The 24,019-nt window shown below is 68.5% G+C and carries 18 protein-coding genes; 16 read left to right on the top strand and 2 right to left on the bottom strand.

All coding sequences use genetic code 11. The annotated features are described in order from the left end of the window. Positions 1–79: 79 nt before the first annotated feature. Genes EV652_RS04980 through EV652_RS04960 form a run of 5 tightly spaced genes read left to right on the top strand, consistent with a single transcriptional unit; the run spans position 80 to position 3,936 of the window. Positions 80–1,372, top strand: a complete 1,293-nt coding sequence (locus EV652_RS04980) for an ABC transporter substrate-binding protein (protein WP_132207812.1) — start codon at positions 80–82, stop codon at positions 1,370–1,372. Then, a complete protein-coding gene (locus tag EV652_RS04975; RefSeq protein ID WP_132208446.1) occupies positions 1,372–2,250 on the top strand; it encodes a carbohydrate ABC transporter permease in 879 nt (292 codons plus the stop codon). Before EV652_RS04980 ends, EV652_RS04975 begins: the two co-directional genes overlap by 1 nt. Next, the gene (locus EV652_RS04970; RefSeq protein WP_132207811.1) at positions 2,247–3,164 is read left to right on the top strand and encodes a carbohydrate ABC transporter permease; all 918 of its coding nucleotides are present in this window, start codon (positions 2,247–2,249) and stop codon (positions 3,162–3,164) included. Before EV652_RS04975 ends, EV652_RS04970 begins: the two co-directional genes overlap by 4 nt. A 41-nt stretch (positions 3,165–3,205) precedes the next feature. Beyond that, positions 3,206–3,685 carry a DUF2975 domain-containing protein gene (locus tag EV652_RS04965; RefSeq protein ID WP_132207810.1) on the top strand — a complete coding sequence of 160 codons (480 nt, stop codon included), beginning with the start codon at positions 3,206–3,208 and terminating at the stop codon, positions 3,683–3,685. Next, positions 3,685–3,936 carry a helix-turn-helix domain-containing protein gene (locus tag EV652_RS04960; RefSeq protein WP_132207809.1) on the top strand — a complete coding sequence of 84 codons (252 nt, stop codon included), beginning with the start codon at positions 3,685–3,687 and terminating at the stop codon, positions 3,934–3,936. Before EV652_RS04965 ends, EV652_RS04960 begins: the two co-directional genes overlap by 1 nt. 4 nt (positions 3,937–3,940) lie before the next feature. On the opposite strand, the gene EV652_RS04955 is transcribed toward EV652_RS04960, so the two are convergent. Continuing rightward, positions 3,941–4,339: a DUF1844 domain-containing protein gene (locus tag EV652_RS04955; protein WP_242001571.1), complete on the bottom strand. Its 399-nt coding sequence runs from the start codon at positions 4,337–4,339 to the stop codon at positions 3,941–3,943. A 318-nt stretch (positions 4,340–4,657) separates the two neighbouring features. On the opposite strand from EV652_RS04955, the gene infC reads away from it, so the two are divergent. The 4 genes from infC (at position 4,658) to EV652_RS04935 (ending at position 6,976) form a co-directional block, all read left to right on the top strand. Further along, a complete protein-coding gene (infC, locus tag EV652_RS04950) occupies positions 4,658–5,347 on the top strand; it encodes a translation initiation factor IF-3 (protein WP_132207808.1) in 690 nt (229 codons plus the stop codon). 79 nt (positions 5,348–5,426) lie between these two features. Further along, entirely contained in the window at positions 5,427–5,621 is a 195-nt protein-coding gene (gene rpmI, locus EV652_RS04945; RefSeq protein ID WP_132207807.1) for a 50S ribosomal protein L35, read from the top strand. Positions 5,622–5,736: 115 nt separating this feature from the next. Continuing rightward, positions 5,737–6,129: a 50S ribosomal protein L20 gene (gene rplT, locus EV652_RS04940; RefSeq protein WP_131367113.1), complete on the top strand. Its 393-nt coding sequence runs from the start codon at positions 5,737–5,739 to the stop codon at positions 6,127–6,129. A 28-nt stretch (positions 6,130–6,157) separates the two neighbouring features. Then, complete coding sequence (locus tag EV652_RS04935) at positions 6,158–6,976, top strand: TrmH family RNA methyltransferase (protein ID WP_132207806.1); 819 nt, start codon at positions 6,158–6,160, stop codon at positions 6,974–6,976. 1 nt (position 6,977) lies between these two features. On the opposite strand, the gene EV652_RS04930 is transcribed toward EV652_RS04935, so the two are convergent. Then, complete coding sequence (locus EV652_RS04930; protein ID WP_132207805.1) at positions 6,978–7,682, bottom strand: TetR/AcrR family transcriptional regulator; 705 nt, start codon at positions 7,680–7,682, stop codon at positions 6,978–6,980. Positions 7,683–7,737: 55 nt separating this feature from the next. On the opposite strand from EV652_RS04930, the gene EV652_RS04925 reads away from it, so the two are divergent. The 7 genes from EV652_RS04925 to EV652_RS04895 all read left to right on the top strand — a co-directional run bounded on the left by EV652_RS04925 (position 7,738) and on the right by EV652_RS04895 (position 23,999). Beyond that, positions 7,738–9,255 carry an MFS transporter gene (locus tag EV652_RS04925; protein ID WP_242001570.1) on the top strand — a complete coding sequence of 506 codons (1,518 nt, stop codon included), beginning with the start codon at positions 7,738–7,740 and terminating at the stop codon, positions 9,253–9,255. 381 nt (positions 9,256–9,636) lie between these two features. Further along, positions 9,637–10,746, top strand: coding sequence for a phenylalanine--tRNA ligase subunit alpha (gene pheS, locus EV652_RS04920; RefSeq protein ID WP_132207803.1), 1,110 nt, complete (start codon positions 9,637–9,639; stop codon positions 10,744–10,746). Beyond that, positions 10,746–13,304: a phenylalanine--tRNA ligase subunit beta gene (locus tag EV652_RS04915; RefSeq protein ID WP_132207802.1), complete on the top strand. Its 2,559-nt coding sequence runs from the start codon at positions 10,746–10,748 to the stop codon at positions 13,302–13,304. The genes pheS and EV652_RS04915 overlap by 1 nt, the downstream gene beginning before the upstream one ends. Positions 13,305–13,308: 4 nt before the next feature. Further along, a complete protein-coding gene (locus tag EV652_RS04910) occupies positions 13,309–14,856 on the top strand; it encodes a gamma-glutamyltransferase (protein ID WP_132207801.1) in 1,548 nt (515 codons plus the stop codon). A 70-nt stretch (positions 14,857–14,926) separates the two neighbouring features. Continuing rightward, positions 14,927–15,898: a glycosyltransferase family 2 protein gene (locus EV652_RS04905; protein ID WP_132207800.1), complete on the top strand. Its 972-nt coding sequence runs from the start codon at positions 14,927–14,929 to the stop codon at positions 15,896–15,898. Then, positions 15,895–18,105, top strand: coding sequence for a hypothetical protein (locus EV652_RS04900; protein WP_132207799.1), 2,211 nt, complete (start codon positions 15,895–15,897; stop codon positions 18,103–18,105). The genes EV652_RS04905 and EV652_RS04900 overlap by 4 nt, the downstream gene beginning before the upstream one ends. Positions 18,106–18,209: 104 nt before the next feature. After that, entirely contained in the window at positions 18,210–23,999 is a 5,790-nt protein-coding gene (locus tag EV652_RS04895) for an Ig-like domain-containing protein (protein WP_132207798.1), read from the top strand. Positions 24,000–24,019 lie beyond the last annotated feature (20 nt).

The raw sequence follows: 24,019 nt of genomic DNA, 5'->3' as shown, positions 1-24,019 counted from the left end.
ACCCTCTTCCCTTGACAGCGGATTCTACGATCCCGGATAGTGCAGGAGCTATACCGGTTTATCAACCCAGGAGATTTCCATGCGTAGACGTCGTCCGGCAGCGGTGGCAGCTCTGGCCGCCGCGGCTCTCACCCTTGCTGGTTGCGGCCTCGGTTCGACCGAGGATTCTGGCAGCGGCGCCACGCCGACCGTCGATGCGAACGCAGCCGTGACCGGTGAGGTCAGCTTCCAGACCTGGGCGCTGAAGCCGAAGTTCACCTCGTACGTCGAGGGCGTCATCAAGGCCTTCGAGGCGAAGTACCCGGGCACCAAGGTGACCTGGCTGGACCAGCCCGGCGACGGCTACGACAAGAAGGTGCTGAGCCAGGCCTCGGCCGGTCAGCTGCCCGACGTGACGAACCTGCCGCCGGACTTCGCCCTCTCGCTGGCCAAGCAGAGCATGCTGCTCGACGTCGGCGCCGCGGACCCGAAGATCAACGAGGAGTACGTCGAGGGCGGTGTGCAGGCGTACCAGTACCAGGGCCTCAATGGCACCTTCGGCTATCCGTGGTACCTGAACACCGACATCGACTACTGGAACTCCGACAAGTTCGCCGCGGCCGGCCTGGATGTGAAGAACCCGCCGAAGACCTTCGACGAGCTGCTCGCGGCCGCCAAGGTGATGCACGACAAGACCGCCGGCAAGGAGTACCTGATGAGCCGGCTGCCCGGTATCGGTGACTTCACCAACGCCGGCGTGAAGATCCTGTCCGACGACGGCAAGAAGTTCGTCTTCAACACTCCCGAGGCCGCCGCGCTGCTGGACAAGTACCGCGACGCGTACAAGGCCGGCTACCTGCCGCGCGACATCCTGACCCAGGAGTACCTGGGCAATTCCAAGCTCTTCACCCAGAGCAAGGTCGCCTGGACCACCGGCGGCGGCAACGCGATCCAGGACTTCGTCAAGGACAACCCGTCGCTGAAGGGCAAGGTCGTCCCGTCGCCCGCGCTGGACACCCCGCCGCTGTACGTGCAGGGCCTGTCGGTGTCGGCCAAGACCAAGAACCAGGCGGCCGCGATCGCACTGGCCCGGTTCGTCACCAACGCGGAGAACCAGGCCGCGTTCGCCAAGATCGTCAACATCTTCCCGTCCACCAAGGCGTCCGCGAGCGACCCGTACTTCTCCAAGAGCGACGGTACGCCGGAAAGTGACGCGAAGGTGCTCGCCTTCGAGTCGCTGGCCAAGGCCAAGGTGCTGCAGCCGCCGGTGATCAGCGGCGCCACCAACGACTTCATCGGGCAGCAGATCTCACTCGCGATCTCCGGCAAGATCTCGTCCCAGCAGGCTCTTGACGCAGCGGTGGCGAAGGCCAACCAGCTTCTTACCCAGTGATGCGTTACCAACGCTGGTTCACCCCGTGGGTGCTGGTCATTCCAGCACTCACGTGGTTGCTGGTCTTCAACCTCTGGCCGTCGATCAACACCGTCATCCTGTCGTTCACCAACGCCAAGCCGTTGGGCGGCGGCACATTCGTCGGGCTGAAGAACTTCGAGACCCTGCTGCACGACGAGCAGTTGCGCTGGGCCTTGCTGAACAGCGTCATCTACATGGTCGTCTGCCTGCCGTTCCTGACCGTCCTGCCGCTGCTGCTCGCCGTACTGGTGGAGAAGAAGCTGCCCGGGATCACCTTCTTCCGGACCGCGTTCTACACCCCGGTGGTGGCCTCGGCCGTGGTGGTGGCGCTGATCTGGCAGTGGATCCTGGACGACCGCGGTCTGGTCAACGGCCTGGCCGAGAAGCTCGGCGTCATCTCCGGGCCGCTGCCGTTCCTCAGCGACCAGTGGCTGTTGTTGCTCAGCGCCATCAGTCTGACGATCTGGAAGGGGCTCGGGTACTACATGATCATCTACCTGGCCGCCCTCGGGAACGTCGGGCGCGAGCTGCACGAGGCGGCCGCGGTCGACGGGGCCGGGCCGTTCCGGCGGTTCGTGCACATCACCGTGCCGGGGGTCCGCGGGACGATGATCCTGATCTCGATCCTGATCTCGGTGTCGGCCCTGCGGGTCTTCTCCGAGCTGTTCATCCTGACCGGCGGCAAGGGTGGTCCCGGCGGCCGCGACAACTCGGTCGTGATGCTGATCCAGCAATACAGCCAGGGCTTCGAGGGCAACCTCGGGTACGCGTCGGCGCTGTCGATCGTGCTGTTCTTCGTGACCGTCGTACCCATGCTGGTGCTGGCCCGGCTGAACCGGAGAGGAGCGGAAGCATGAGTGTCGTCACCGATCCGGCGCGGCCGGTCGCCGTACCAACTCAGCCTGGTACGCCGCCTGATCGCCGGCGTGGATCTTTTGGGTTCAACACTGTCTCGCGGCGCGAGAAGGTGGTCCGGTACGTACTGCTGGTGTTCGTCCTGCTGATCACGATCGGGCCGTTCCTGTGGCAGCTGTCCACGTCGCTGAAGGGATCCGGGGAGGACATCTACACCCGGATCCCGCGGCTGCTGCCGGCCGAGCCGACGTTCGACCACTACGGTGCGGTGGCCGACACGATCCCGGTCTGGGACTACGCGAAGAACTCTCTGGTGGTCGCCGTACTGGTTGTCGGCGGCAACGTCCTCGGGGCGTCGCTGGCAGGGTTCGCGTTGTCCCGGTTGCAGTTCCGCGGGCGTCGGCTGGTGCTCGGGCTGTTCCTGGCCACGCTGGTGCTGCCGGGTGAGGTCACGATCATCTCGCAGTACGTGACGGTGCGGGAGTTCGGGTTGGCGAACACGCTGTTCGGTGTGGCGCTGCCGGGCATGATCGGCGCGTTGAATGTGCTGCTGATGTACAACGCGTTCCGGTCGCTGCCGGTCGAGGTGGACCAGGCTGCGATCGTGGACGGCGCGAACGCCTGGCAGCGGTTCGTCTACATCGGCCTGCCGTCGGTGCGGGGGACCATCAGCGTGGTGGCGATCTTCGCGTTCATCGGTGCGTGGGACGACTTCCTCTGGCCGTTGATCGTGCTCACCGACCCGGACAAGTACACGTTGACCGTCGGCCTGCAGTACCTGTCCGGCACCTTCAGCAACAACCCCCGGCTCATCGCCGCGGGCACGATGATCGCCTTCATCCCGATCGTGATCGTGTTCGCGACACTGCAACGGTTCTTCTTCAAGGGCGTCGAGGAGGGTGCCGTCAAAGGCTAGCGTCTATTGACTTTCGATAGATGGCGGTCGATAGTCGATGCATGAATCTGGTGCATCGGGTGGTCGTGCCGCTCCGGGTCCTGCTGGTGATGCTGTTCGCCGGGCTGGTGGTGGCGCAGGTGATGAGCATGCCGGGTCAGTTCGCATACATGGCGCGGGAAGAGCCCGACATGGCGTACCTGCGCTGGCCGCTGACGATCTGGTCGATCCTCGAGCTGCTCTGCATCCAGGTCGTCATCGTCTGCACCTGGAAGCTGCTCACCCTGGTCGCCTCCGACCGGATCTTCAGCGAGGAAGCATTCGCCTGGGTCGACGCGATCATCTGGGCCCTCGGCGTCGGCTGGGTGCTGTTCCTCGGTGTGTTCCTCTACCTCGGCTTCCTGGCCAACGACCCCGGGCTGCCGATCCTGATGTTCGGGATGGTTCTGGTCGGCGGCGTGCTCGTGCTGCTCATGGTCGTCATGCGCGCCCTGCTCCGGCAGGCGACCACGCTGGCCGCCGACATGGAAGCGGTGATCTGATGCCCATCGTGGTGCGCATCGACGTCGAACTGGCGAAGCGCAAGATGGGCGTCGGCGAGTTCGCCGAGAAGATCGGCCTGACCCCGGCCAACGTCGCGGTCCTGAAGAACGGCCGCGCCAAAGCCGTCCGCTTCAGCACCCTGGAAGCCATGTGCCGAGTCCTCGAATGCCAACCCGGCGACCTCCTCGAATGGATCGACGACGAATCAGCCACCGCCGGCAACTCGCCGGCCGACACCCAATCGGTCTAAGGATTCACCTCCGGGCGGCGGAGGGGTGGACTGCGCCGGTGTACTTCTCGCCCGGGCCCTGGCCGGGTTCGTCGGGGATCGTCGACGACTCCTTGAAGGCGAGTTGGAGGGAGCGGAGGCCGTCGCGCAAGGGGGCCGCGTGGTGGTGGCCGAGGGATGCGGCGGAGGCGTCGAGGAGGCCGGCCAGGGCGTCGATGAGGGAGCGGGCCTCGTCCAGGTCCTTGTGCTCGGGCAGGTCCTCGGCCAGACCGAGATTGACCGCGGCCGCGCTCATCAGGTGCAGTGCCGCGGTCGAGATGATCTCCACGCTGGGTACGTCGGCGATGTCGCGGGACACCGTGGACATCGGGTCCGGCCGGTTGGCGGTGGGCTCGGACTGCGAAGTGGAGAGTTCGTCGGTCATGCTGCTACTCTTACACGGCGACCGACCTGGTCCGGTGGTGCCCCCTGAGAGGAATACTCGAGGGACGCCAACGGTTCTGGTCTAAGCGGAGGGCCACCTCCCACCCAGTCGATGCACAGTCGGCGGGTCCCGGTCACGCTGAGATTCCGGAAGCCTTCCGGGTGTCTCGGCGATCGTACGGCGTACCTCCCGCAAGGGTTGGAGCGCCGTCGATCTGGGAATTGGGCCTTCGTGTGATCGCACGAGGGCCTTTGTCATTCCCGGAGGTCCGCGGCGGACGCGAGGTGGCACGAAAACGAGCACAACCCAGGAGGACCCATCACCATTGAACTGCGCGTCAACGAGCGCATCCGCGTTCCCGAGGTGCGACTGGTCGGACCGAACGGTGAGCAGGTAGGCATCGTCCGGATCGAAGATGCACTTCGGCTGGCACAGGAGGCCGATCTCGACCTGGTCGAGGTCGCGGCAACCGCCCGCCCTCCGGTCTGCAAGCTGATGGATTTCGGCAAGTACAAGTACGAGACCGCGCAGAAGGCGCGCGAGTCCCGCCGGAACCAGACCAACACGGTCATCAAAGAGATGAAGCTGCGGCCGAAGATCGACCCGCACGACTACGAGACCAAAAAGGGTCACGTCGTCCGGTTCCTGCGTGCCGGGGACAAGGTCAAGATCACCATCATGTTCCGCGGACGTGAGCAGTCCCGCCCGGAGCTCGGCTTCCGGCTGCTGCAGCGGCTGGCCGAGGACGTGAGCGAGCTCGGCTTCGTCGAGTCCTCGCCGCGCCAGGACGGCCGGAACATGATCATGGTGCTCGGACCGCACAAGAAGAAGTCCGAGGCGCGCGTGGACGTGGAGGCCGAGAAGGCGAAGAAGCAGGCCGAGCGTGACGCCGAGCACGAGGCGGAGCGCGCCGAGCGCGCCGAGCAGGTGCAGGCTCACGAGGCCGAACGCGCCGCCGGCTCCACGAAGAAGCCGAAGGGTCCGGCAGACAACCTCGACCCGGAGTGACGAATCGCTCCGGTCGTGAGGCCGGAGCACCGTCAACCGAAGATCGAGTCAACGAAAGATAATCAGGAGCACAACAGCCATGCCGAAGATGAAGACCCACTCGGGGATGAAGAAGCGCGTCCGGATCACGGGCTCGGGCAAGCTGCGCCGCGAGCAGACCGGTAAGCGTCACCTCGCCGAGGCGAAGCCGACCAAGCGCAAGCGTCGCCTGTCCGGCACCGTCGAGGTCGCGCCGTCGCACGTGAAGAAGGCCAAGAAGCTTCTCGGCCTCTGAGTGCTGGATTTTCGGCACCCGTAGTGCTGGATCTTCCTCCCATCCCTTCCCCCGAACACCCCCGCCGAGTGGGCACCATCTGTCTCCGGCGCAGAAATACAAGGAGTAACACCTCATGGCACGCGTGAAGCGGGCAGTCAACGCCCACAAGAAGCGCCGGGTCGTACTCGAGCAGGCCAGCGGCTACCGCGGTCAGCGCTCGCGGCTGTACCGCAAGGCCAAGGAGCAGGTCACCCACTCGCTCGTCTACGCCTACCGGGACCGCAAGGCGCGCAAGGGCGACTTCCGCAAGCTGTGGATCCAGCGCATCAACGCCGCGGTCCGCGCCGAGGACCTGACCTACAACCGGTTCATCCAGGGTCTGCGGCTGGCCGAGGTCGAGGTCGACCGCAAGATCCTCGCCGACCTGGCCGTCAACGACCCGGCCGCGTTCTCCGCGCTGGTCCAGGTCGCCAAGGCGGCGCTGCCGGCTGACGTGAACGCGCCCAAGAGCGACGCCGCGGCCTGAGCAAGACCTTCCAAGTAGCACACACGAAGTGGCGAGCCCTGGTCTGCTGACCCCGCAATCCGTGCGGATCAAGCAGGCCCGGCGGCTCGCCACTCGTGCGTTCCGGCGCAAGTCCGGACGCTTCCTGGTCGAAGGCCCACAGGCCGTCCGGGAAGCCCTCGAGCACCGTGAACGCGTCCTCGAGGTGTACGCCGAACCCGACGTCGCCACCCGCCATCGCGATCTCCGCGACCTGGCGCGCGCCGCCGAGGTGTCGTGGTTCGAGGTCAATCGCGCGGCGATCGAGGCGTTGAGCGAGACCGTCACCTCCCAAGGTGTGGTCGCCATCTGCTCGCTGGTCGATGTCGGATTGGACGAAGCGGTACGACGTACTGCCCGACTGGTCGCGGTCGGCGTCCAGGTCCGTGATCCCGGCAACGTCGGAACCCTCATCCGTACGGCCGACGCCGCCGGCGCGGATGCCGTCGTACTGTCATCCGAGTCCGTCGACCCGCACAACCCGAAGGCGGTCCGTGCCAGCGTCGGAAGCGTCTTCCACCTGCCGATCTCCGTCGACGTGGACGTCGCCGGGGCCGCCAAGTCGTGGCGCGACCAAGGCCTGCAGGTCCTCGCGGCCGACGGGTACGGCGCCACCGACCTCGACAGTTGCATCGACGACGGCACGCTCGCCAAGCCGACGGTCTGGCTCTTCGGCAACGAGGCTCACGGCCTCCCCGACGGGTACGACGCCATCGTCGACCACTCGGTCAAGGTCCCCATCTACGGCCGGGCCGAGTCCCTCAACCTGGCCACGGCTGCCGCTATCTGCCTCTACGCGTCGGCCCGAGCCCAGCGTCGTACCGACTGAGTCACTTCTTCACCCGGGTTGCAAGGCCGTCGAGGAGAGCGTCGAGGCCGAAGACGAAGGACTCGGTGTGCATCGTGGCGAGATCCCGGTTCGAGCGGCGTCGCAGGGACTCCTGCATCTGCGGGTCGTTCGCGGTGGCGACGCGGGCCTGTTCCAGCACGTCGCCGACCCACTCATCAGTCGACCGGCCCGAGTTCCTGATCGCCGTGTGGACGGCGACCTCGGCGTTCGCCGTACCGAACACGTACGACATCACACTGCCCATCGCGAAGTCGACGTCGCGGTCGGCGAAGCCGGCGGCACCGAACAGCACGAGCCCTCGCGAGCCGAGTGAGGTGGCGTTCGGACCGATGCTCGGCCGGGTGTAGATGACCTCGGGCAGCCACGGGTGGCGCAGGACCATCGCGCGCAAGCTGTGCCCGAACAGCAGCGCACCGGCGCGCCAGCCGGCCAGCTCCGGCTCCGGTACGTCGACCTCGCCGTACGTCTCGTCGATGACCAGGTCGATGAGATCGTCCTTGGTCGGGACGTGCCAATAGAGGCTGGTCGCCCCCGCGTCGAGCTTGGCGGCCAGCTTGCGCATGCTCAGCCCGGCCACGCCCTCGGCGTCCAGGGTCTCTATCGCGGCCTGCACGATCTGCTCCCGGCTCAGCGTCTCCCGGACGGGTGCGGCGGCCCGGGTCCGGGTCCAGATCGATTCCTTCATGGGGTCATCCTACGCCGGACTCGCACACCGTACGAGTTTGTCGTACAGTGTGCGAGTGACTAGTACACCGTTCGAGTCCGCCTCAGCGACCGGTCATCCGCGACGCTGGTGGATCCTGTTGATCCTCTGCCTGGCACTGATGGTGCTGGTCGTCGACAACACCGTGCTCAACCTGGCCATCCCGTCGCTGATGCGCGACCTGGATGCCACTCCTGCCGACGTGCAGTGGATCATCGACGCCTACATCCTGGCGTTCGCCGGCCTACTGCTGACCGCGGGCAGCCTGTCCGACCGGTTCGGCCGGCGGAAGATTCTGATCATCGGGCTGGTGCTGTTCGGGCTGGCGTCCCTGCTGGCCACGCTGGCGACCAACCCGGAGCAGTTGATCGCATGCCGGGCGCTGATGGGCGTCGGCGGAGCGCTGCTGATGCCGAGCACACTGTCGCTGCTGTTCACCGTGTTCCCGCCGGAGGAGCAGCGCAAGGCGATGGCCGGCTGGTCGACCGTCGCGATGGTCGGCGTCATCGCCGGTCCGACGGTCGGCGGCGTCCTGCTCGAGCACTACTGGTGGGGCTCGATCTTCCTGCTGAACGTGCCGATCGCGGTACTGGCGATCATCGGTGCGCTCGCGCTGATCCCGGAGTCCCGTGGACCGGCGCGGGCGATCGACCCGGGTGGCGCGGTGCTGTCGATGGTTGGCATGACCGCGGTGGTGTGGGCGATCATCTCCATCCCTGCCGACGGGTTGGGCTCCGCGAAGGTGCTCGGCGGTCTGGCCGTCGGTGTGGTCGCGCTGACCGGGTTCGCGTTGTGGGAGAAGCGGAGTGCGCACCCGATGGTGCCGCTCGCGTTGTTCCGCGACCGGAACTTCAGCGGCACCAGCTTCTCGATCGTGCTGCTGTCGTTCACCGCTGGTGGCTTGCTGCTGGCGCTGACGCAGTACCTGCAATTCGTGCTCGGGTACAGCCCGTTGAAGGCCGGCCTGGCCCTGATCCCGTACGCCGCTTCGGCGATGCTGTTCAACGGTCTCGGCGCGACGCTGGGTAAGAAGCTGGCCGACCGGACGCTGATCGCGACCGGCTTGGTGGTGATCGCGGCGGGCTTCGGGATCCTCACTCAGGTCAGTACGACGTCCGGCTACGGCCTGCTGATCATCGGGCTGCTGGTGATGGGTATCGGCGGTGGGCTGGCCGGCCCAGCGGCGTACACCCTGCTGATGCAGTCGGTGCCGGCCGAACACCGCGGCGTTGGCTCGGCGATGAACGACACCGTCCAGCAGACCGGTGCCGCTCTGTCGGTCGCCGTCCTGGGGAGCGTCCTTGCCGCGGCGTACTCCTCGTCTCTACCGGACTCGGTTCCGGAAGTCGCCCGGAACTCCATCGCCGAGACGCTCGCCCTCGGCCCGGACTTCGTCGCCGCCGCCCGGAGCGCCTTCACCGACGCCATGTCGATCGCGATGACCGCCGGCCTGGTCGGTGCCCTGGCCGGAGCCCTGGTCGCCATCATCGCCCTGCCCCGCCGCAAGTCGGACCCGGTCCCCGAGCCCGAACTCGCCACCACCTCCGACGCCTGACGCCTGGTGCATGACGCCTGACGCCTGGTGCCTGGCGCTTGCCCACGCAGCTGGAGGGTTGCCCCCTCACATTCCGAGGGGGCAACCCTCCAGCTCAGGGGTTGACCACTGAGGTTGGGGGTTGCCCCCTGAGGTTGGGGGTTGGCCGCTGGGGTTGGGGGTTGGCCGCTGGGGTTGGGGGTTGGCCGCTGGGGTTGGGGGTTGGGCCGGGCAGGGGTGCGCCGGGAGTGGCTGCGTGTGGTCCGCGACTCGATCGGGTTCGGGTGGTTGCCTACGGTGAGCGGAGTGGTCACGGGTCGGGCTGTGGATAGCCGATTCACGGTTAGGCGGCCGAGGTTCCTAGACTGCTTCCGCAGAAGTTCCGAACCCCGAGAGCGAGCCATGTCCGGTCCCAACACTGATTACGACCCGGTCGAAGTGACGCCGTTGCATGCCGAAGAGGTGGAGCGGACCCGGGACGAGGCGCTGAAGGCCTTTGCCGAGGCGGCCGATCTGGCCGCCCTGCAGGAGGCGAAGGTCGCGCATCTGGGGGAGAAGTCGCCGATCGCGCTGGCCAACCGCGAGATCGGCGCGCTGCCGCCGCAGGGCCGCAAGGAGGCCGGTCAGCGGATTGGCTCGGCCCGGAAGGCGATCAACGAGGCCTTCGCGGCCCGGCTCGCGGTGCTCGAGGCCGAGCACGAGGAGCGGATGCTCGCCACCGAGCGGGTCGACGTGACGCTGCCCTGGCCCACGCCCGAGCTCGGCGCCCGGCACCCGCTGTCGCTGATCTCCGAGCAGGTCGCGGATGTGTTCACCGCGCTCGGCTGGGACGTCGCCGAAGGCCCGGAGATCGAGGCCGAGTGGCTGAACTTCGACGCCCTGAACTTCCAGCCGGACCACCCGGCCCGGCAGATGCAGGACACCTTCTTCGTCGAGCCGGCCGGTTCCGGCGCCGTGCTGCGGACCCACACCTCGCCGGTGCAGGCGCGCTCGATGCTGACCCGCAAGCCGCCGATCTACGTGATCTGCCCGGGCCGCGTGTTCCGCACCGACGAGCTGGACGCGACCCACACGCCGGTCTTCTACCAGGTCGAGGGCTTGGTCGTGGACGAAGGGATCACGCTCGCGCACCTGAAGGGCACCCTCGACCACTTCGTCGTCTCGATGTTCGGCGAGGGCCTCGAGGCCCGGCTGCGGCCGAACTTCTTCCCGTTCACCGAGCCGTCGGCCGAGGTGGACCTCAAGTGCTTCGTCTGCCGCGGCGCGTCCGTCGGCAACCCGGACCGCCCGTGCCGCACCTGTGGCAGCGAGGGCTGGATCGAGTGGGGCGGCTGCGGCGTGGTGAACCCGCGCGTCCTGCAGGCCTGCGGCATCGACACCGACCGGTACTCGGGTTTCGCCTTCGGCATGGGCCTGGAGCGGACGCTGATGTTCCGCAACGGGGTCGAGGACATGCGCGACATGGTCGAGGGTGATGTGCGGTTCAGCCGCCAGTTCGGGATGGAGATCTGATGCGGGTCCCACTGTCATGGCTTCGTGAGTACGTCGACCTCCCGGCCGGTGTGAGCGGTCGCGAGGTCGGGGAGAAGCTGATCCGGGCCGGCCTCGAGGTGGAGACCGTCGAGGAGTCGGACCTGACCGGCCCGCTGGTGGTCGGCAAGGTGCTCACGTACGAGAACGAGCCGCAGAAGAACGGCAAGACCATCCGCTGGTGTTCGCTCGACATCGGCAAGGACGAGCCGCAGTGGGTTGTCTGCGGTGCGCACAACTTCGAGGTCGGCGACCTGGTCGTCGTCGTACTGCCGGGCGCGGTCCTGCCGGGTGGCTTCGCGATCTCCGCGCGGACGACCTACGGCCACGTCTCCAACGGCATGATCTGCTCCAGCTCGGAGCTCGGCCTGGGCGACGACGGCTCGCATGGCATCGTCGTCCTGGAGCCGGGTGAGGCCGTGCCGGGTGACGACGCGATCGAGCTGCTCTCGCTGCACGACGACGTACTGGACATCGCGGTCACCCCGGATCGTGGCTACTGTCTGTCCATCCGTGGTGTCGCGCGCGAGGCCGCGACGGCGTACGGCGTACCGCTCAAGGACCCGGCCGACTTGGAGCTCGACGGGGACCAGAAGGGCGGCTACCCGGTCCGGATCGAGGACGAGCACGGCTGCTCCACCTTCGTCACCCGGACCGTCACCGGCATCGACCCGGACGCGACGTCGCCGCGCTGGATGCAGAAGCGGCTGCTCGCGTCGGGGATGCGGCCGATCTCGATCGCGGTCGACATCACCAACTACGTGATGCTCGAGCTGGGCAACCCGATCCACGGCTACGACCAGAACCTGCTGTCCGGCGAGATCGTGGTACGGCGTGCGCAGCCGGGGGAGAAGCTGGTCACGCTCGACGACCAGACCCGCGAGCTCGACCCCGAGGACCTGCTCATCACCGACGGCTCCGGCCCGATCGGCCTGGCCGGGGTGATGGGCGGCGCGACCACCGAGCTGTCGCCGACCACGCGCGACGTGGTGATCGAGGCGGCGCACTTCGACCCGATCGTGATCGCCCGGACCTCGCGCCGGCACAAGCTGTCCACCGAGGGTTCGAAGCGCTGGGAGCGGTCCGTCGACCCGAGACTGCCGCGGTACGCCGCGCAGCGGGTGGCGAACCTGCTCCGCGACCTGGCCGGTGGCACCATCGAGACGGCCGAGACCTTCATCGACGTGCACCCGCTGCCGGAGCCGGTGACGTTCCGGGCCGACCACGCCGCCCGGGTCGCCGGTGCGCCGATCTCGATCGAGGAGACCGTCCGTCACCTCGAGTCGGTCGGCTGCAAGGTCGAGCCGGCCGCGTCCGACGCGACCCCGGCTCCGCTGGCTGCCGGGGCCCACGCGCCGGCCCTGGTTGCCGGGGAGACCTCGACGCTGGCGGGCGACGACCTGCTGACGGTGACGCCGCCGTCGTGGCGGCCGGACCTGCGCGACCCGAACGACTTCGCCGAAGAGGTCATCCGGCTGTTCGGCTTCGACAACGTGCCGTCGGTCCTGCCGTCGGCGCCGGGTGGTCAGGGCCTGACCGTCTCGCAGACGCGCCGCCGCCGGATCGCGACCGCGCTGGTCGGTGCGGGCCTGACCGAGGTCGTTTCGTACCCGTTCACCGGCGACGCCGACTTCGACGCGATGGGCCTGCCCGCCGACGACTCACGCCGTACGACGGTCAAGCTCGTGAACCCGTTGTCCGACGAAGAGCCTTCGATGCAGACCACCCTGCTCGCGACGCTGCTCCGGACCGCCGAGCGCAACGTCGGCCGCGGCAACACCGACCTGGCGATCTTCCAGACCGGCCTGGTCTTCCAGCCCAAGTCGGAGTCCAAGTCCGCGCCGCTGCTGTCCGTGGCGCAGCGCCCGAGCGACGCCGAAATCCAGTCCTTGTACGACGCTTTGCCGGACCAGCCGCTTCACCTCGGTGCGGTGCTGACCGGTGCGCGGACGGAGACCGGCTGGTGGGGCAAGGGTCAGCCGACCAGTTGGTCGGACGCCGTCCAGATCGGCCGCTTTGTGGCGTCTGCGGTCGGTGTCGAGCCGGTCCTGCGGAACGTCGAGCTGGCGCCGTGGCACCCGGGCCGGTGCGCGGAGTTCTCGATCGACGGCACGGTGGTCGGTCACGCTGGTGAGCTGCATCCGAAGGTGTGCCAGGCGTTCGGGCTGCCCGCGCGGTCCGGTGCGGTCGAGCTCGACCTGGACGCGCTGATCGCGGCCGGTCCGGCGTCGATCGCGGCCACGCCGTTCTCGTCGTACCCGGTGGCCAAGGAGGACGTGGCGCTGATCGTCCCGGCCGACGTGGCCGCGGCGGAGGTCGAGGCGGCGCTGGTCGAGGGTGCGGGCGAGTTGCTGGAGTCGATCCGGCTGTTCGACCTCTACACCGGCGAGCAGATCGGGGCGGGCAAGAAGTCGCTCGCGTTCGCGCTCCGCTTCCGGGCGCCGGACCGCACCTTGAAGGAGAACGAGGTGGCGGACGCGCGGCAGGCCGCGGTCCAGGTCGCGGTCGAGCGCTTCGGCGCCGTCCAACGGGTCGGGTAGCCCAATGACCGGCGGTCACCCGCGGGTGGCGGTCGCGGCGCCCAACGCGGCGGCGGCCGAGGCGGGCGTCCGGGTCGCGGCCGAGGGCGGGAACGCGGTCGATGCCGCGATCGCGGCCACGTTGGTGACGATGGTGAACGAGATCGGCGTGGTGTCGCCGGCCTCGGGCGGTTTCGTCACGCTGCAGGTGGCCGGCGGCGAGGCCGTCACCATCGACGGCTGGGTCGAGATGCCCGGCCGCGGCCTGTCGACCGATCGGTTCGGCCGCGGCGTCTGGGACATCACCACCGACTACGGCGGCGGGACGACGACCACGGTCGGCCACGGCTCGGTCGCCACTCCTGGCGGGATGAAGGCACTCGACCTCGCGCACCGGCGATCCGGCAAGGCGCCGTGGCGTGAGGTGGTCCAGCCCGCGATCGACGTCGCCCGGTACGGTTTCCCACTGAGCCGGACGTCGGGCTACTACCTCGGGTACACCCACGAGATCATCTTCGGCTGGCACCAGCCGAGCCATCAGGTCGTGCACGCCGACGACGGCTCGGTGATCAAGGCCGGCAGTACGGTCGTCATCCCCGAGCTGGCCGAGGCGCTCGAACTGATCGCCCGCGACGGCGCCGAGACGATGTACACCGGCCAGCTGGCCGAGCTGCTCATCCGTGACATGGCCGAGAACGAAGGCATTCTCACCGCCGAGGACCTCGCTGCGTACGAGGCCGTCGTACGCCCGGCCCTGATCGTCCGGCAGAACGGCTGGCGCCTCGCGACCAACCCGCCGCCCGCGGTCGGGGGAGTCGCCGTGGCCGCGATGCTCGCGCTGCTGGACGGCGTACCGGCTGACGGCAGTTGGACCCAGCCGGAACTCGAGCGGCTCATCGAGGTGCAGCACGCCGTACTCGGGCAGCGGTTGGCTGAGCTGGACGGGGAGGATCAGCGGCAGTTGGAGGGCAAGAGACTGCTCGACCTTGCCGCGTCCGGTGATCTGCGCGCGCTGAGCTCACCGAGTACGGCGACTGTCTCGGTGGTGGACGACGAGGGCGACGCCTGCGCGATCACCGTGTCGTCCGGCTACGGCTCGGGCGTGCTGACACCAGGCACCGGGATCTGGCTGAACAACGCGCTCGGCGAGCAGGAGCTGCTCCACGGCGGGCCGCACAGCCTGGCGCCGGGCACGCGGCTGACCTCGAACATGGCGCCGAGCGTCGCCCGCCGGGAGAGCGACGGCGCGGTGCTCGCGATCAGCTCGCCCGGATCGGACCGGATCCCGACCGCGTTGGCACAGGTCTATGCGCTCTATACGCACGGCGGGCTGCCGCTGGCGGAGGCGGTCGAGCATCCGCGGCTGCACGTGCGGGTCCGGCAGGACGTGGTGGTCGACTACGAGGACGAGCTGCCGGTCTCCGGCTCGACCGCGCTGCCGACCCGTCCGATGCCGCCGCATTCGATGTACTTCGGTGGAGTCGCGGCCGCCATCTGGGATCCGGCCGACGGCCTGGTCGCGGTCGGGGATCCACGGCGTACCGGAGCCGTCGCGATCTCGCCGCCACTCTGATCGTGCCCATCAACCGACTGCGTCGTTAGTAAGGTCATCCCCTCGACGCCCTGAACTGGAGGTCTGCAGCATGCGGGACACGGACCCCGAGCTCTCCGTCGTCGTACCGATGTACGACGAGGAGCAAGTGCTGCCGATCTTCTTCGAGCGGATGCACCCACTGCTCGACGGCCTCGGGATCACCTACGAGCTGCTGGTCGTCGACGACGGCAGCCGGGACCAGACGGCCGCATTGCTGCTCGAGGTCGCCAAGGATTGGCCGCAGTTGCGCGTCGTCCGCCTGCTGCGGAACAGCGGTCACCAGGCGGCGCAGTCGGCCGGTTTCCGCCGGGCCCGCGGCCGGTACGTCGTCACGATCGACGCCGATCTGCAGGACCCGCCGGAGGTCATCGCGGACTTCCTGACGACGGCGCGCGACGAGGATGTCGATGTCGTGTACGGCGTGCGGTCGGACCGGTCGAGCGATTCGTGGGCGAAGCGGACGACGGCCCGGCTCTACTACCGGCTGATGTGCCGGCTGGTCGGCAAGGACATCCCGTTCGACGCGGCCGACTTCCGGCTCGTCTCGCGCCGCGTGGTCGACGCGGTCAACGCTCTGCCCGAGGACGGCCGGGTCTTCCGGCTCGTCATCCCGTGGCTCGGCTTCCCGAGCACCGAGGTGAAGTACGTCCGGGCTGAGCGCGCTGCCGGTACGACGAAGTACAACCTCTCCAAGATGCTCCGGCTGGCCTTCGACAGCGTGACCGCATTCTCGGCCGCGCCGCTGCGGTTGGCGACCTGGCTCGGTCTGCTCGGTGGCGTCACGTCCGGGCTGTTCGTCGTCGGTGCGCTGATCGTCAAACTGACCGGTCGCAGCATCCCGGGCTGGACGTCGACCGTGCTGGCCGTGAGCGTGATCGGCGCGATCCAGCTGTTTTGTCTCGGCCTGCTGGGTGAGTACGTCGCGCGGCTCTTCCAATCGAGTCAGCGCCGGCCGCAGTTCCTCGTCGGCTACGACAGCCTCGAAGACCAAGGGCATCAGGAACCGGTTCACCACCGATGAGGCGGTCCCTTCCGTGGCTGCTGCCGTTGGTGGTGGCGGCGCTGGGGCTCATCGCGATCGACGTACCGCCTGGACCCATCGTCAAGTACTGCGTCTACTTCGCGCTCGCGATCGCCCTCCCGGGCACGCTCCTCCTGCGCGCGGCCTGGCGCAGCACGGGCAACTGGGCCGAGGATCTTGGGCTCGGCTCCGTCGTCGGCGCGACCTGGCAGCTGATCGGTTGGGCCGTGTTCACCGCGCTCGGCTGGCAGCGCTGGCTCATCGTCTGGCCCGCGCTGGTGCTCGTCGCCTTCGCCTCGGTACGACGCTTGCGCAGCAACTGGCGGATCACGCAGCCGACGCCCTTGCCCGTCGCCTGGACGTGGGGACTCGCGGTCGCGTCGACGGTGGTGCTAGGTGCGACCACGCTGGGCGTGATGGCATATCACGAGCCGCCGCCGCAGGGATCGGCGTACTACCAGGACTTGCTCTACCACCTGTCGATGGTGAACGAGCTCATGCGGACAGTGCCTCCGGAGCTGCCGCAGGTGGCGGGGGAGCGGCTGGAGTACCACTGGTTCGCCAACGCTGACATGGCTGCGGCGGTGGACATCACTCGGCTGACGCCGATCATCGTGCTCTTCCGGCTGTGGCTGCTGCCGTGGCTCGTGGTCGCGTTGCTGGTGTCCGCGACGCTCGCGCGGACTGTGAGTCGCACGTGGTGGACCGGCGTACTCGCGGCCGGCGCGTTGGCTGCGCCCCAGCTGCACCTGTTCTTCGACACGAGTGTGAACCTGTCCGCACCGTTGAGTTTCCTCAGTCCGTCGCAGACCTTCGGCATGGTCGCGTGCGTCGCGGCGGCGGTGTTCCTGATCGAGTTGCTGTTCAAGGGTGCGCGGGGCTGGTTGTGGGTCGTCGCCTTCGCGGTGGTTGTGCTGGGGGGTGGGTCGAAGCCGACGGTGTTGCCGGTTCTGGTCGGGGCGGTGGGGTTGGCTTCGGTGGTGTTGCTGGTGCAGACGCGGCGGGTGCCGGCGCGGGTGGTCGTGGCCGGGGCGCTGCTGGTGGCGATCGGGGCCGCGACGATGCTGACGGTTGCCGGGAGCACCAGTGGCTCGGGCCTGCAGTTCCTCGCCATCTTGAAGTCGAGCGGCGACTACGCGGCCGCGACCGGTGACAGGACGCCGGCCGGGGAGGGCGGTCTGATTGTGCCGGCGCTGGCGCAGGGCGCGGTGGTCGGAACGCTGGTGCTGCTCTGTGTGCTGCTGATTCATCAGGCAACTGCCCTGGTCGGGTTCGGAGCACTCGGGAAGCATCGGCGGGAGCCGGTCGCCTGGTTCCTGATCGGTGGGCTGATCGCGGGGTGGGCGGGGTACCTGCTGATCGACCATCCGTCGGTGAGCGAGTCCTATTTCATCTATACCGCCATCCCGTTCGGTCTGGCCGCGGCTGGGTGGCTGGCCGCGACGCTGGTTCGCGACCTTCCAGCGCGCACCAGGACACGTTCGCTGGTCAGCGCGCTGGTGCTCGGCACGGTCTGCGCGGGGCTGATGCTGGTCGCCGATGCGAAGCCGGTCGGTTCCCAGCGGCACCAACTGCTCCTGGTCGCTCGGCCGTTGCTGGTGATACTCGTGCTGGCCGGGCTCTGGTGGTTGCTGCGACAACGGTCTGGCGCAGGGCTGGTCGTCGTACTGGCTCTGCTGGCTGTTGTGCCGATCAAGTCCTTCGGGCAGAGCGTCGTCCATGGTGACAGCGAGCGGGCGCAGAGGTTCACGTCTCCCCGGTGGTGGGTGTATCCGGACGAGGTGTCGGCGGCGCTGTGGCTCGGGAAGAACTCCGCGCCGACCGATGTCGTCGCCGCGAACACCTGGTGCCGTCCAGCCGGAAAGCAGACGTCCGGATGTGACGCGCGCGGCTACATCGTGAGTGGGTTCGCCGGTCGCCGGACGTTGATCGAGGGGTGGGCCTACACGAACGAGGCGATGGCCCAGCAGGGTGTCGGCGGGCGGCGGTACACCGAGCAGCCGTCGCCGTGGCCGGAGCGGGTCGCGCTGACGAACGAGGTCCTCGCCGCGCCGACGCCGGACCTGCTGCGGTGGCTCCGGCAGCTGTATCACGTGCGTTGGCTGTACGCCGACGCACGCGACGGGACCGTGTCACCGGCGCTGGACCGGCTGGCCGAGCTGCGACACAGCGTCGGCAAGGTCCGGATCTACGACCTCGGAGAGTGATTACCCCGTAACATCGAGTCGGCGTAGACCGTTACCTCTACGCTGGCCCGCCCGCCCCGTGGCCGACGCACGCGCACGACGTGAATGCTCGGGAGGGCGGCTACATGCGGGCAACACGACCGAGCCTGTCCATCGTGCTGGCTGCCGGCCTGGTCTCGCTCACCACCCTCGATGCGACGGCCTATCAGGTGCCCTCGGCACCTTTCACCCAGGGCGACACCGCGACGGCGACCATGCCGGGGTCCGGGCTCAAGCAGACCATCACCGTGACCGGCCAGACCGAGTTGCTCGACGCAACCACCGCGGGCGTCCGGGGCACCGGCCCGACGACCTACGCGCCTCCGATCGCGCGTACGACGCCCGCGCAGGATCTCCTGGTCAACACCGGGACCTGCGCCTCGACCGGGGGCTGCGGCGATCGCGGCACGGTGACGATCGCGTTCAGCCAGCCGGTGCGCAACCCGGTCCTGCACTTCGCCGGCATCGGCGGTGCCGTCACCCAGACGGTCAGCGGCAAACCCATCGCTCAGTCCGAGCTGCACTCGGTTCTCAAGCTCACCACCGCCGGCCTCAGCCTCACAAAGGTCGGTGCGGGCAACAACCTCACCGTCACCAGCGACACCGTCACCGCCACCAACCACGACGCGGGCCCGAACTGCGTCAACAACAAGACCGGCACCGGCCCCGACGCCTCGGCGACGGCCGCCTGCGGCTCGGTCCGGGTGAACGGTGTCGCCACGAAGATCACCTTCGACATCACCGCGCTCTTCACCAAGCACCCGAAGCTCCCGGCGTTCAACACCGAGTCCTCCGGTGAAACCTTCTCCGTCCTCGCGTCCACCGGCGAAGACTTCGGCGATGCCCCGGCGTCGTACGGCGCGGCCTGGTCGGTGCTCACCGACGTACGGCTCGGCAAAGACGTCACCGAGGACAACGCGACCGTCGCGAACGGCACCACCGGCCCGACGACTCCCGACCAGGCCGACGACGGCGTCACCTTCAAACCGCTGCGAACCAACTCCACGTCGTACTCCGCCGAGTTGGCCCTGGCCGGTGCGTCGAAGGCCGGCCGGGCGTGTGCCTGGATCGACCTCGACCGCGACGGGACCTTCGAGCCGGCCGAACGCGCCTGCGCTACCTTCGCCTCCGGCCAGAGCGCCGTCACTCTCAACTGGGCCAAGTACGCCCGCCCGACCGCCGGAGCGTCGTACGCCCGGGTGCGGGTCGGCTACAACAACGCCCAGATCGACAAACCGACCGGTGCGGCCGACTCCGGTGAGGCCGAGGACCACCCGATCCTGATCGCGCCGCCGCCTCCGCCGATCCTGCTCGACGACAAGGCGACGGCCGCGTTCAACACCGGTCTCACGGTCGATGTGCTCGGCAACGACCAGCCCGGCGATCCGGGGACGCCGCTCAAGCCCGGCTCACTGTGTCTCGTCGACGAGGGCACGTGCGTGGTGATGGTGAACGTGGTCGGCCAGGCCAAGTACGTCGCCAAGCCGGACGGCAAGATCGACATCGAACCGGTGCCCGGATTCTTCGGTCCGGCCAAGCCGGTCACCTACCGTGTTGCCGACAGCAACGGGACGACGGCGACCGCGAAGCTCACCCTCACCGTCGCCCTCCCGGCCCGGCCGGTCGCCACCCCGGACACCGCGACCACCCCGCAGAACGTCAGCCTCGCGCTCAAGCCGCTCGGCAACGACCGCCCGGCACCCGGCGTGAAGCTGGTCCCCGCCTCGGTCGTCCTCCGCGACCCGGCCGACGCCACCTTCAAGAAGAAGGTCGTCATCGCGGGCGAGGGGCAGTACGTCGTCAAGCCGAACGGCAGCGTTGACTTCGTGCCGCTGCCTCGCTTCACCGGCGTCGGCACCCAACTCGGCTACCGCGTCACCGACAGCACGAAGCAGACCGCCGAGTCCACGCTGACCGTCACGGTCACACCGGTCACGCCGACCGCGAACGGCGACTCGGTGTCGACCGCGTTCGACACGGATGTCGTCGTACCAGTGCTGGAGAACGACCTGCCCGGGTCGCCCGATGCTCCGCTGGATCCGGCCAGTCTCCGGCTGGTCGATCCGGTCAGCAACAAGCTGGTCGACAAGGTGACTGCCGCGCGACAGGGGTCGTACCTGGTTGCCAGCGGCAAGGTGACCTTCCAGCCGGCGCGTGGGTTCAACGGTGTTGGTACGCCGCTGACCTATCAGGTGCTCGACAAGAACGGCACGCCTGCGCGGGCCGAGCTCACCGTGTCCGTCGACGCGCCCGGTCCGCCGGTGGCGAACCCGGACGCAATCACGACGCTCCAGGGTGGCTCGGTCGTGGTCGCCGTACTGGACAACGACAAGGCTGGGCCGACTGGGTCGGCGCTCGTACCGGACAGCGTTCGGCTGATCCCGCCGACGCGTGGTGAGCCAGTCGCAACGCTGATCGTGGCTGGTCAGGGCAAGTACACCGCGAAGCCGGACGGCAAGATCCTCTTCGAACCGGTCCCGGTCTTCAGTGGTACGGCGAAGCCGGTGACCTACCAGGTTGCTGATGGCAACGGTGCGGTCGGCCGGTCGACCCTCGCGGTCAAGGTGACCAAGGTGCAGCCGGATGCGTCGGACGACACGGCCGGTACGGCGTACGACGCCAACGTGACCGTGGCGGTGCTGACGAACGACAGCGCGGGCGACCCGGCCGTGCCGCTGGTCCCGAGCAGTGTGCGGGTGCTCGACCCGAAGACTCAAGAGCCCAAGACGGCGGTCGTCGTCGACGGCGAGGCGTCGTACCTGGTGAAACCGGACGGGAAGATCGAGGTCGACCCGCTGTCGACGTACACCGGCGTCGCGGCGCCGATCACCTACAGCGTGTCCGACGTGAACGGCACACTCGCCACCGCAACGCTGACCGTCACCATCGCGAAGCCGCCGGCGCCGACCGCCAAGCCCGACACGGGCACGAGCAAGCAGAATGTGCGGCTGCTGCTCGATCCGCTCGCCAACGACACAGCCGGTCAGGGCACCGGGCTCGATCCGGTCAGCCTGGTGCTGATCGACCCGGCCGACGGATCGATGAAGAAGCTGGTGAAGGTCCCGGGCCAGGGCAGCTACCAGGTGAACCCGGAGGGCACGGTCATCTTCGACCCGCTGCCGGGCTTCACCGGTACGGCGGCCACGCTGACCTACCGGGTGTCGGACTGGTTCGACCAGGCGACGCGGTCGACGATCACCGTCACGATCACGCCGGTCACTCCGGTAGCGGCCGACGACGTCGCGAAGACGCCGTACGAGAAGACCGTCGCGGTGAAGGTGCTGACGAATGACGAGCCGGGGGACAAGTCGGCACCGCTGATGCCGGGCAGTCTGCTGCTCACCGACCCGGCCGACGGATTGCTCAAGGCAACGGTCACGATCCCCAACGAAGGTGTCTACACCGCCGCCGGGGGAGTGGTCACCTTCGATCCGGGTGCGACCTTCCGCGGTCCCGGCACCCAGCTGACCTATCAAGTGGCCGACAGCAACGGAACGCTGACCACGGCCAAGCTGTGGATCACCGTCGGGCTGCCGCCGGTCGCGGTCGCCGACACCGCGTCGACGCTGCAGGACGTCAGCGTCACCGTGAACCTGCTGTCGAACGACAGCCCGGGCACCGATGCGAAGCTCGACCCGTCGTCGGTCGGCCTGCTCGATCCGGCCGCCCGGACGGCCGGCTACCTGAAGAAGGTGACGGTCGCAGGGCAGGGCACGTACACGGTCCAGCCGAGCGGTGGCGTGGTCTTCGATCCGCTGCCGGCCTTCCGCGGGAAGACGCTCGCGATCAACTACCGCGTCGCCGACTCGAACCAGAACATCGCCGCCTCGACGCTGACCCTGAACGTCACGCCGATCTGGCCGGTGACTGTGGACGACTCGGCGATCACGTCGTACAACCAGGCGATCACGGTGAACGTGCTGGCCAACGACAAGGCCGGTGACCCGTCCGCGCCGCTGGTCCGGTCGAGCCTGGTGCTGAAGTCCTCGGCCGGCGGGTACGGCAAGACCGTCACCCAACCAGGTGAAGGCACGTACACCGCGGCCCACGACGGGTCGATCACCTTCACGCCGCTGAAGGACTACCAGGGTGTGACGACGCCGGCGACGTACCGGATCACCGACGACAACGGGGCGACCGCCGAAGGGCTGCTCTTCCTGACCGTCGGTACGGGGCCGCAGGCCGCCGCCGACACCGCCACGACGAAGCAGAACGTCACGACGACGGTGGACCCACTCGCCAACGACGAGCCGGGGACCGATGCGCAGCTCGAGATGACGTCGGTCCAGTTGTACGGCGTGATGGCGCGGAGCTGGGGGCGGACGGCGACGATCCCCGGGCAGGGTGTGTTCACGGTGAACGAGGTGACCGGGCGGATCACGTTCGACCCGGCGCCGACGTACCGCGGTGTCACCTCGATCGCCTACCGGGTGACGGACACGAGCCGGAACACGGCCGCGTCGACGATCGCGGTGACGGTCCAGCCGATCGTGCCGGTGGCGGCGGACGACGCGATCGCGACGCCATACGACACCGCCGTGACCGTGGCCGTGCTGAAGAACGACAAACCGGGTGATGCGTCGGCGCCGCTGGGCGAGGTGCGACTGATCGATCCGGCGACCGGTGATGCGGTCCCGTCGCTGGATGTCCCGGGTCAGGGGACGTTCGTGGTGCAGCCTGACGGCGGCATCCGGTTCGCACCGGTGGACGGCTTCGTCGGCGCGGCGACGCCGGTCGGGTACCAGGTTGCCGACCGCAACGGGACGGTCAGGTCGGCTTTGTTGACGGTCACGGTCCAGGCGCGACCGGTGGCGGCACCGGATGCGGCCCGGACGAAGCAACACGTGCCGGTGACGGTGGATCCCTTGGCCAACGACAAGCCCGGCCCGGGAGCGTCGCTGGATCCGGAGACACTGCTCCTGATCGGTCCGGACGCAGCTCTGGTCGGCCAGGTGACAGTCGCGGGCGAAGGCGACTGGGTTGTGGCTAAGGGCAAGGTGACGTTCAGTCCGGTGGCGAGGTTCACCGGGACGGCCCGGCCGGCGGCGTACGTCGTCAAGGACGGCAACCGGAATGCCGCCCGCGCGACGATCACCGTGACGGTGGCGCCGGTGCGTCCGGTCACTGCCGACGACAGCGCCCGGACAGGCTTCGGCAAGCCGGTCGTCGTCTCCGTGCTGGGCAACGACAAGCCGGGCGACGCGTCTGCGCCGCTCGTGCCGGCGTCCGTCGTACTGCGGGATCCGGCGGACGGTAAGGACAAGAAGTCGGTGACCGTTCCGGACGAGGGCGGTTTCATGGCCGGCGCGGACGGCACGATCACCTTCACCCCAGCGAAGGACTTCATCGGTACGACGCGAACCGTCGCCTACCGGGTCACCGACGCCAATGGCACCTCGAACTCCGCGCTGGTCGAGGTCACCGTCGCCGGTCCGATCCTGGCCAAGGCGACGACCGACACCGCGACCGGTACTCCGGGGAGTCCGGTCGCGGTCAACCCGCTGCTGAACGACAGTGGTGCACCTGATCCGAGTACGGTCTGCCTGCGCACGGGACCGGCCACCTGCTCGAAGCGGCTCACCGATGCGACGGGCACCTGGTCCGTCGCGCAAGACGGGACCATCAGCCTCGCACCGGCCGCCGGGTTCACCGGCAACGCCAAGGCGATCTACCAGCAGACCGATGCCACCGGCGGCACGGTTGCGGCGCCGGTGAAGTTCACGGTCGGTGCTCAGCCGGCCGCGGATCTGCGATCGGTCAACCGGGCCCAGATCCCGGCGACCGGTGGTCCGCCACCCATCCTGCTGACGCTCGGCGCGCTGCTGACCGCCCTCGGTGCGACGCTCGCCGCGATCTCGCGCCGCCGGTCTCGCTAGCGGGTCCATGACCTCGTCCG

The sequence above is a fragment of the Kribbella steppae genome (assembly GCF_004342025.1).
Classification (GTDB): Bacteria; Actinomycetota; Actinomycetes; order Propionibacteriales; family Kribbellaceae; genus Kribbella; species Kribbella steppae.
The sequence above is the reverse complement of the archived record's forward strand: the minus strand, read 5'-3'. Positions and strand labels throughout refer to the sequence as shown.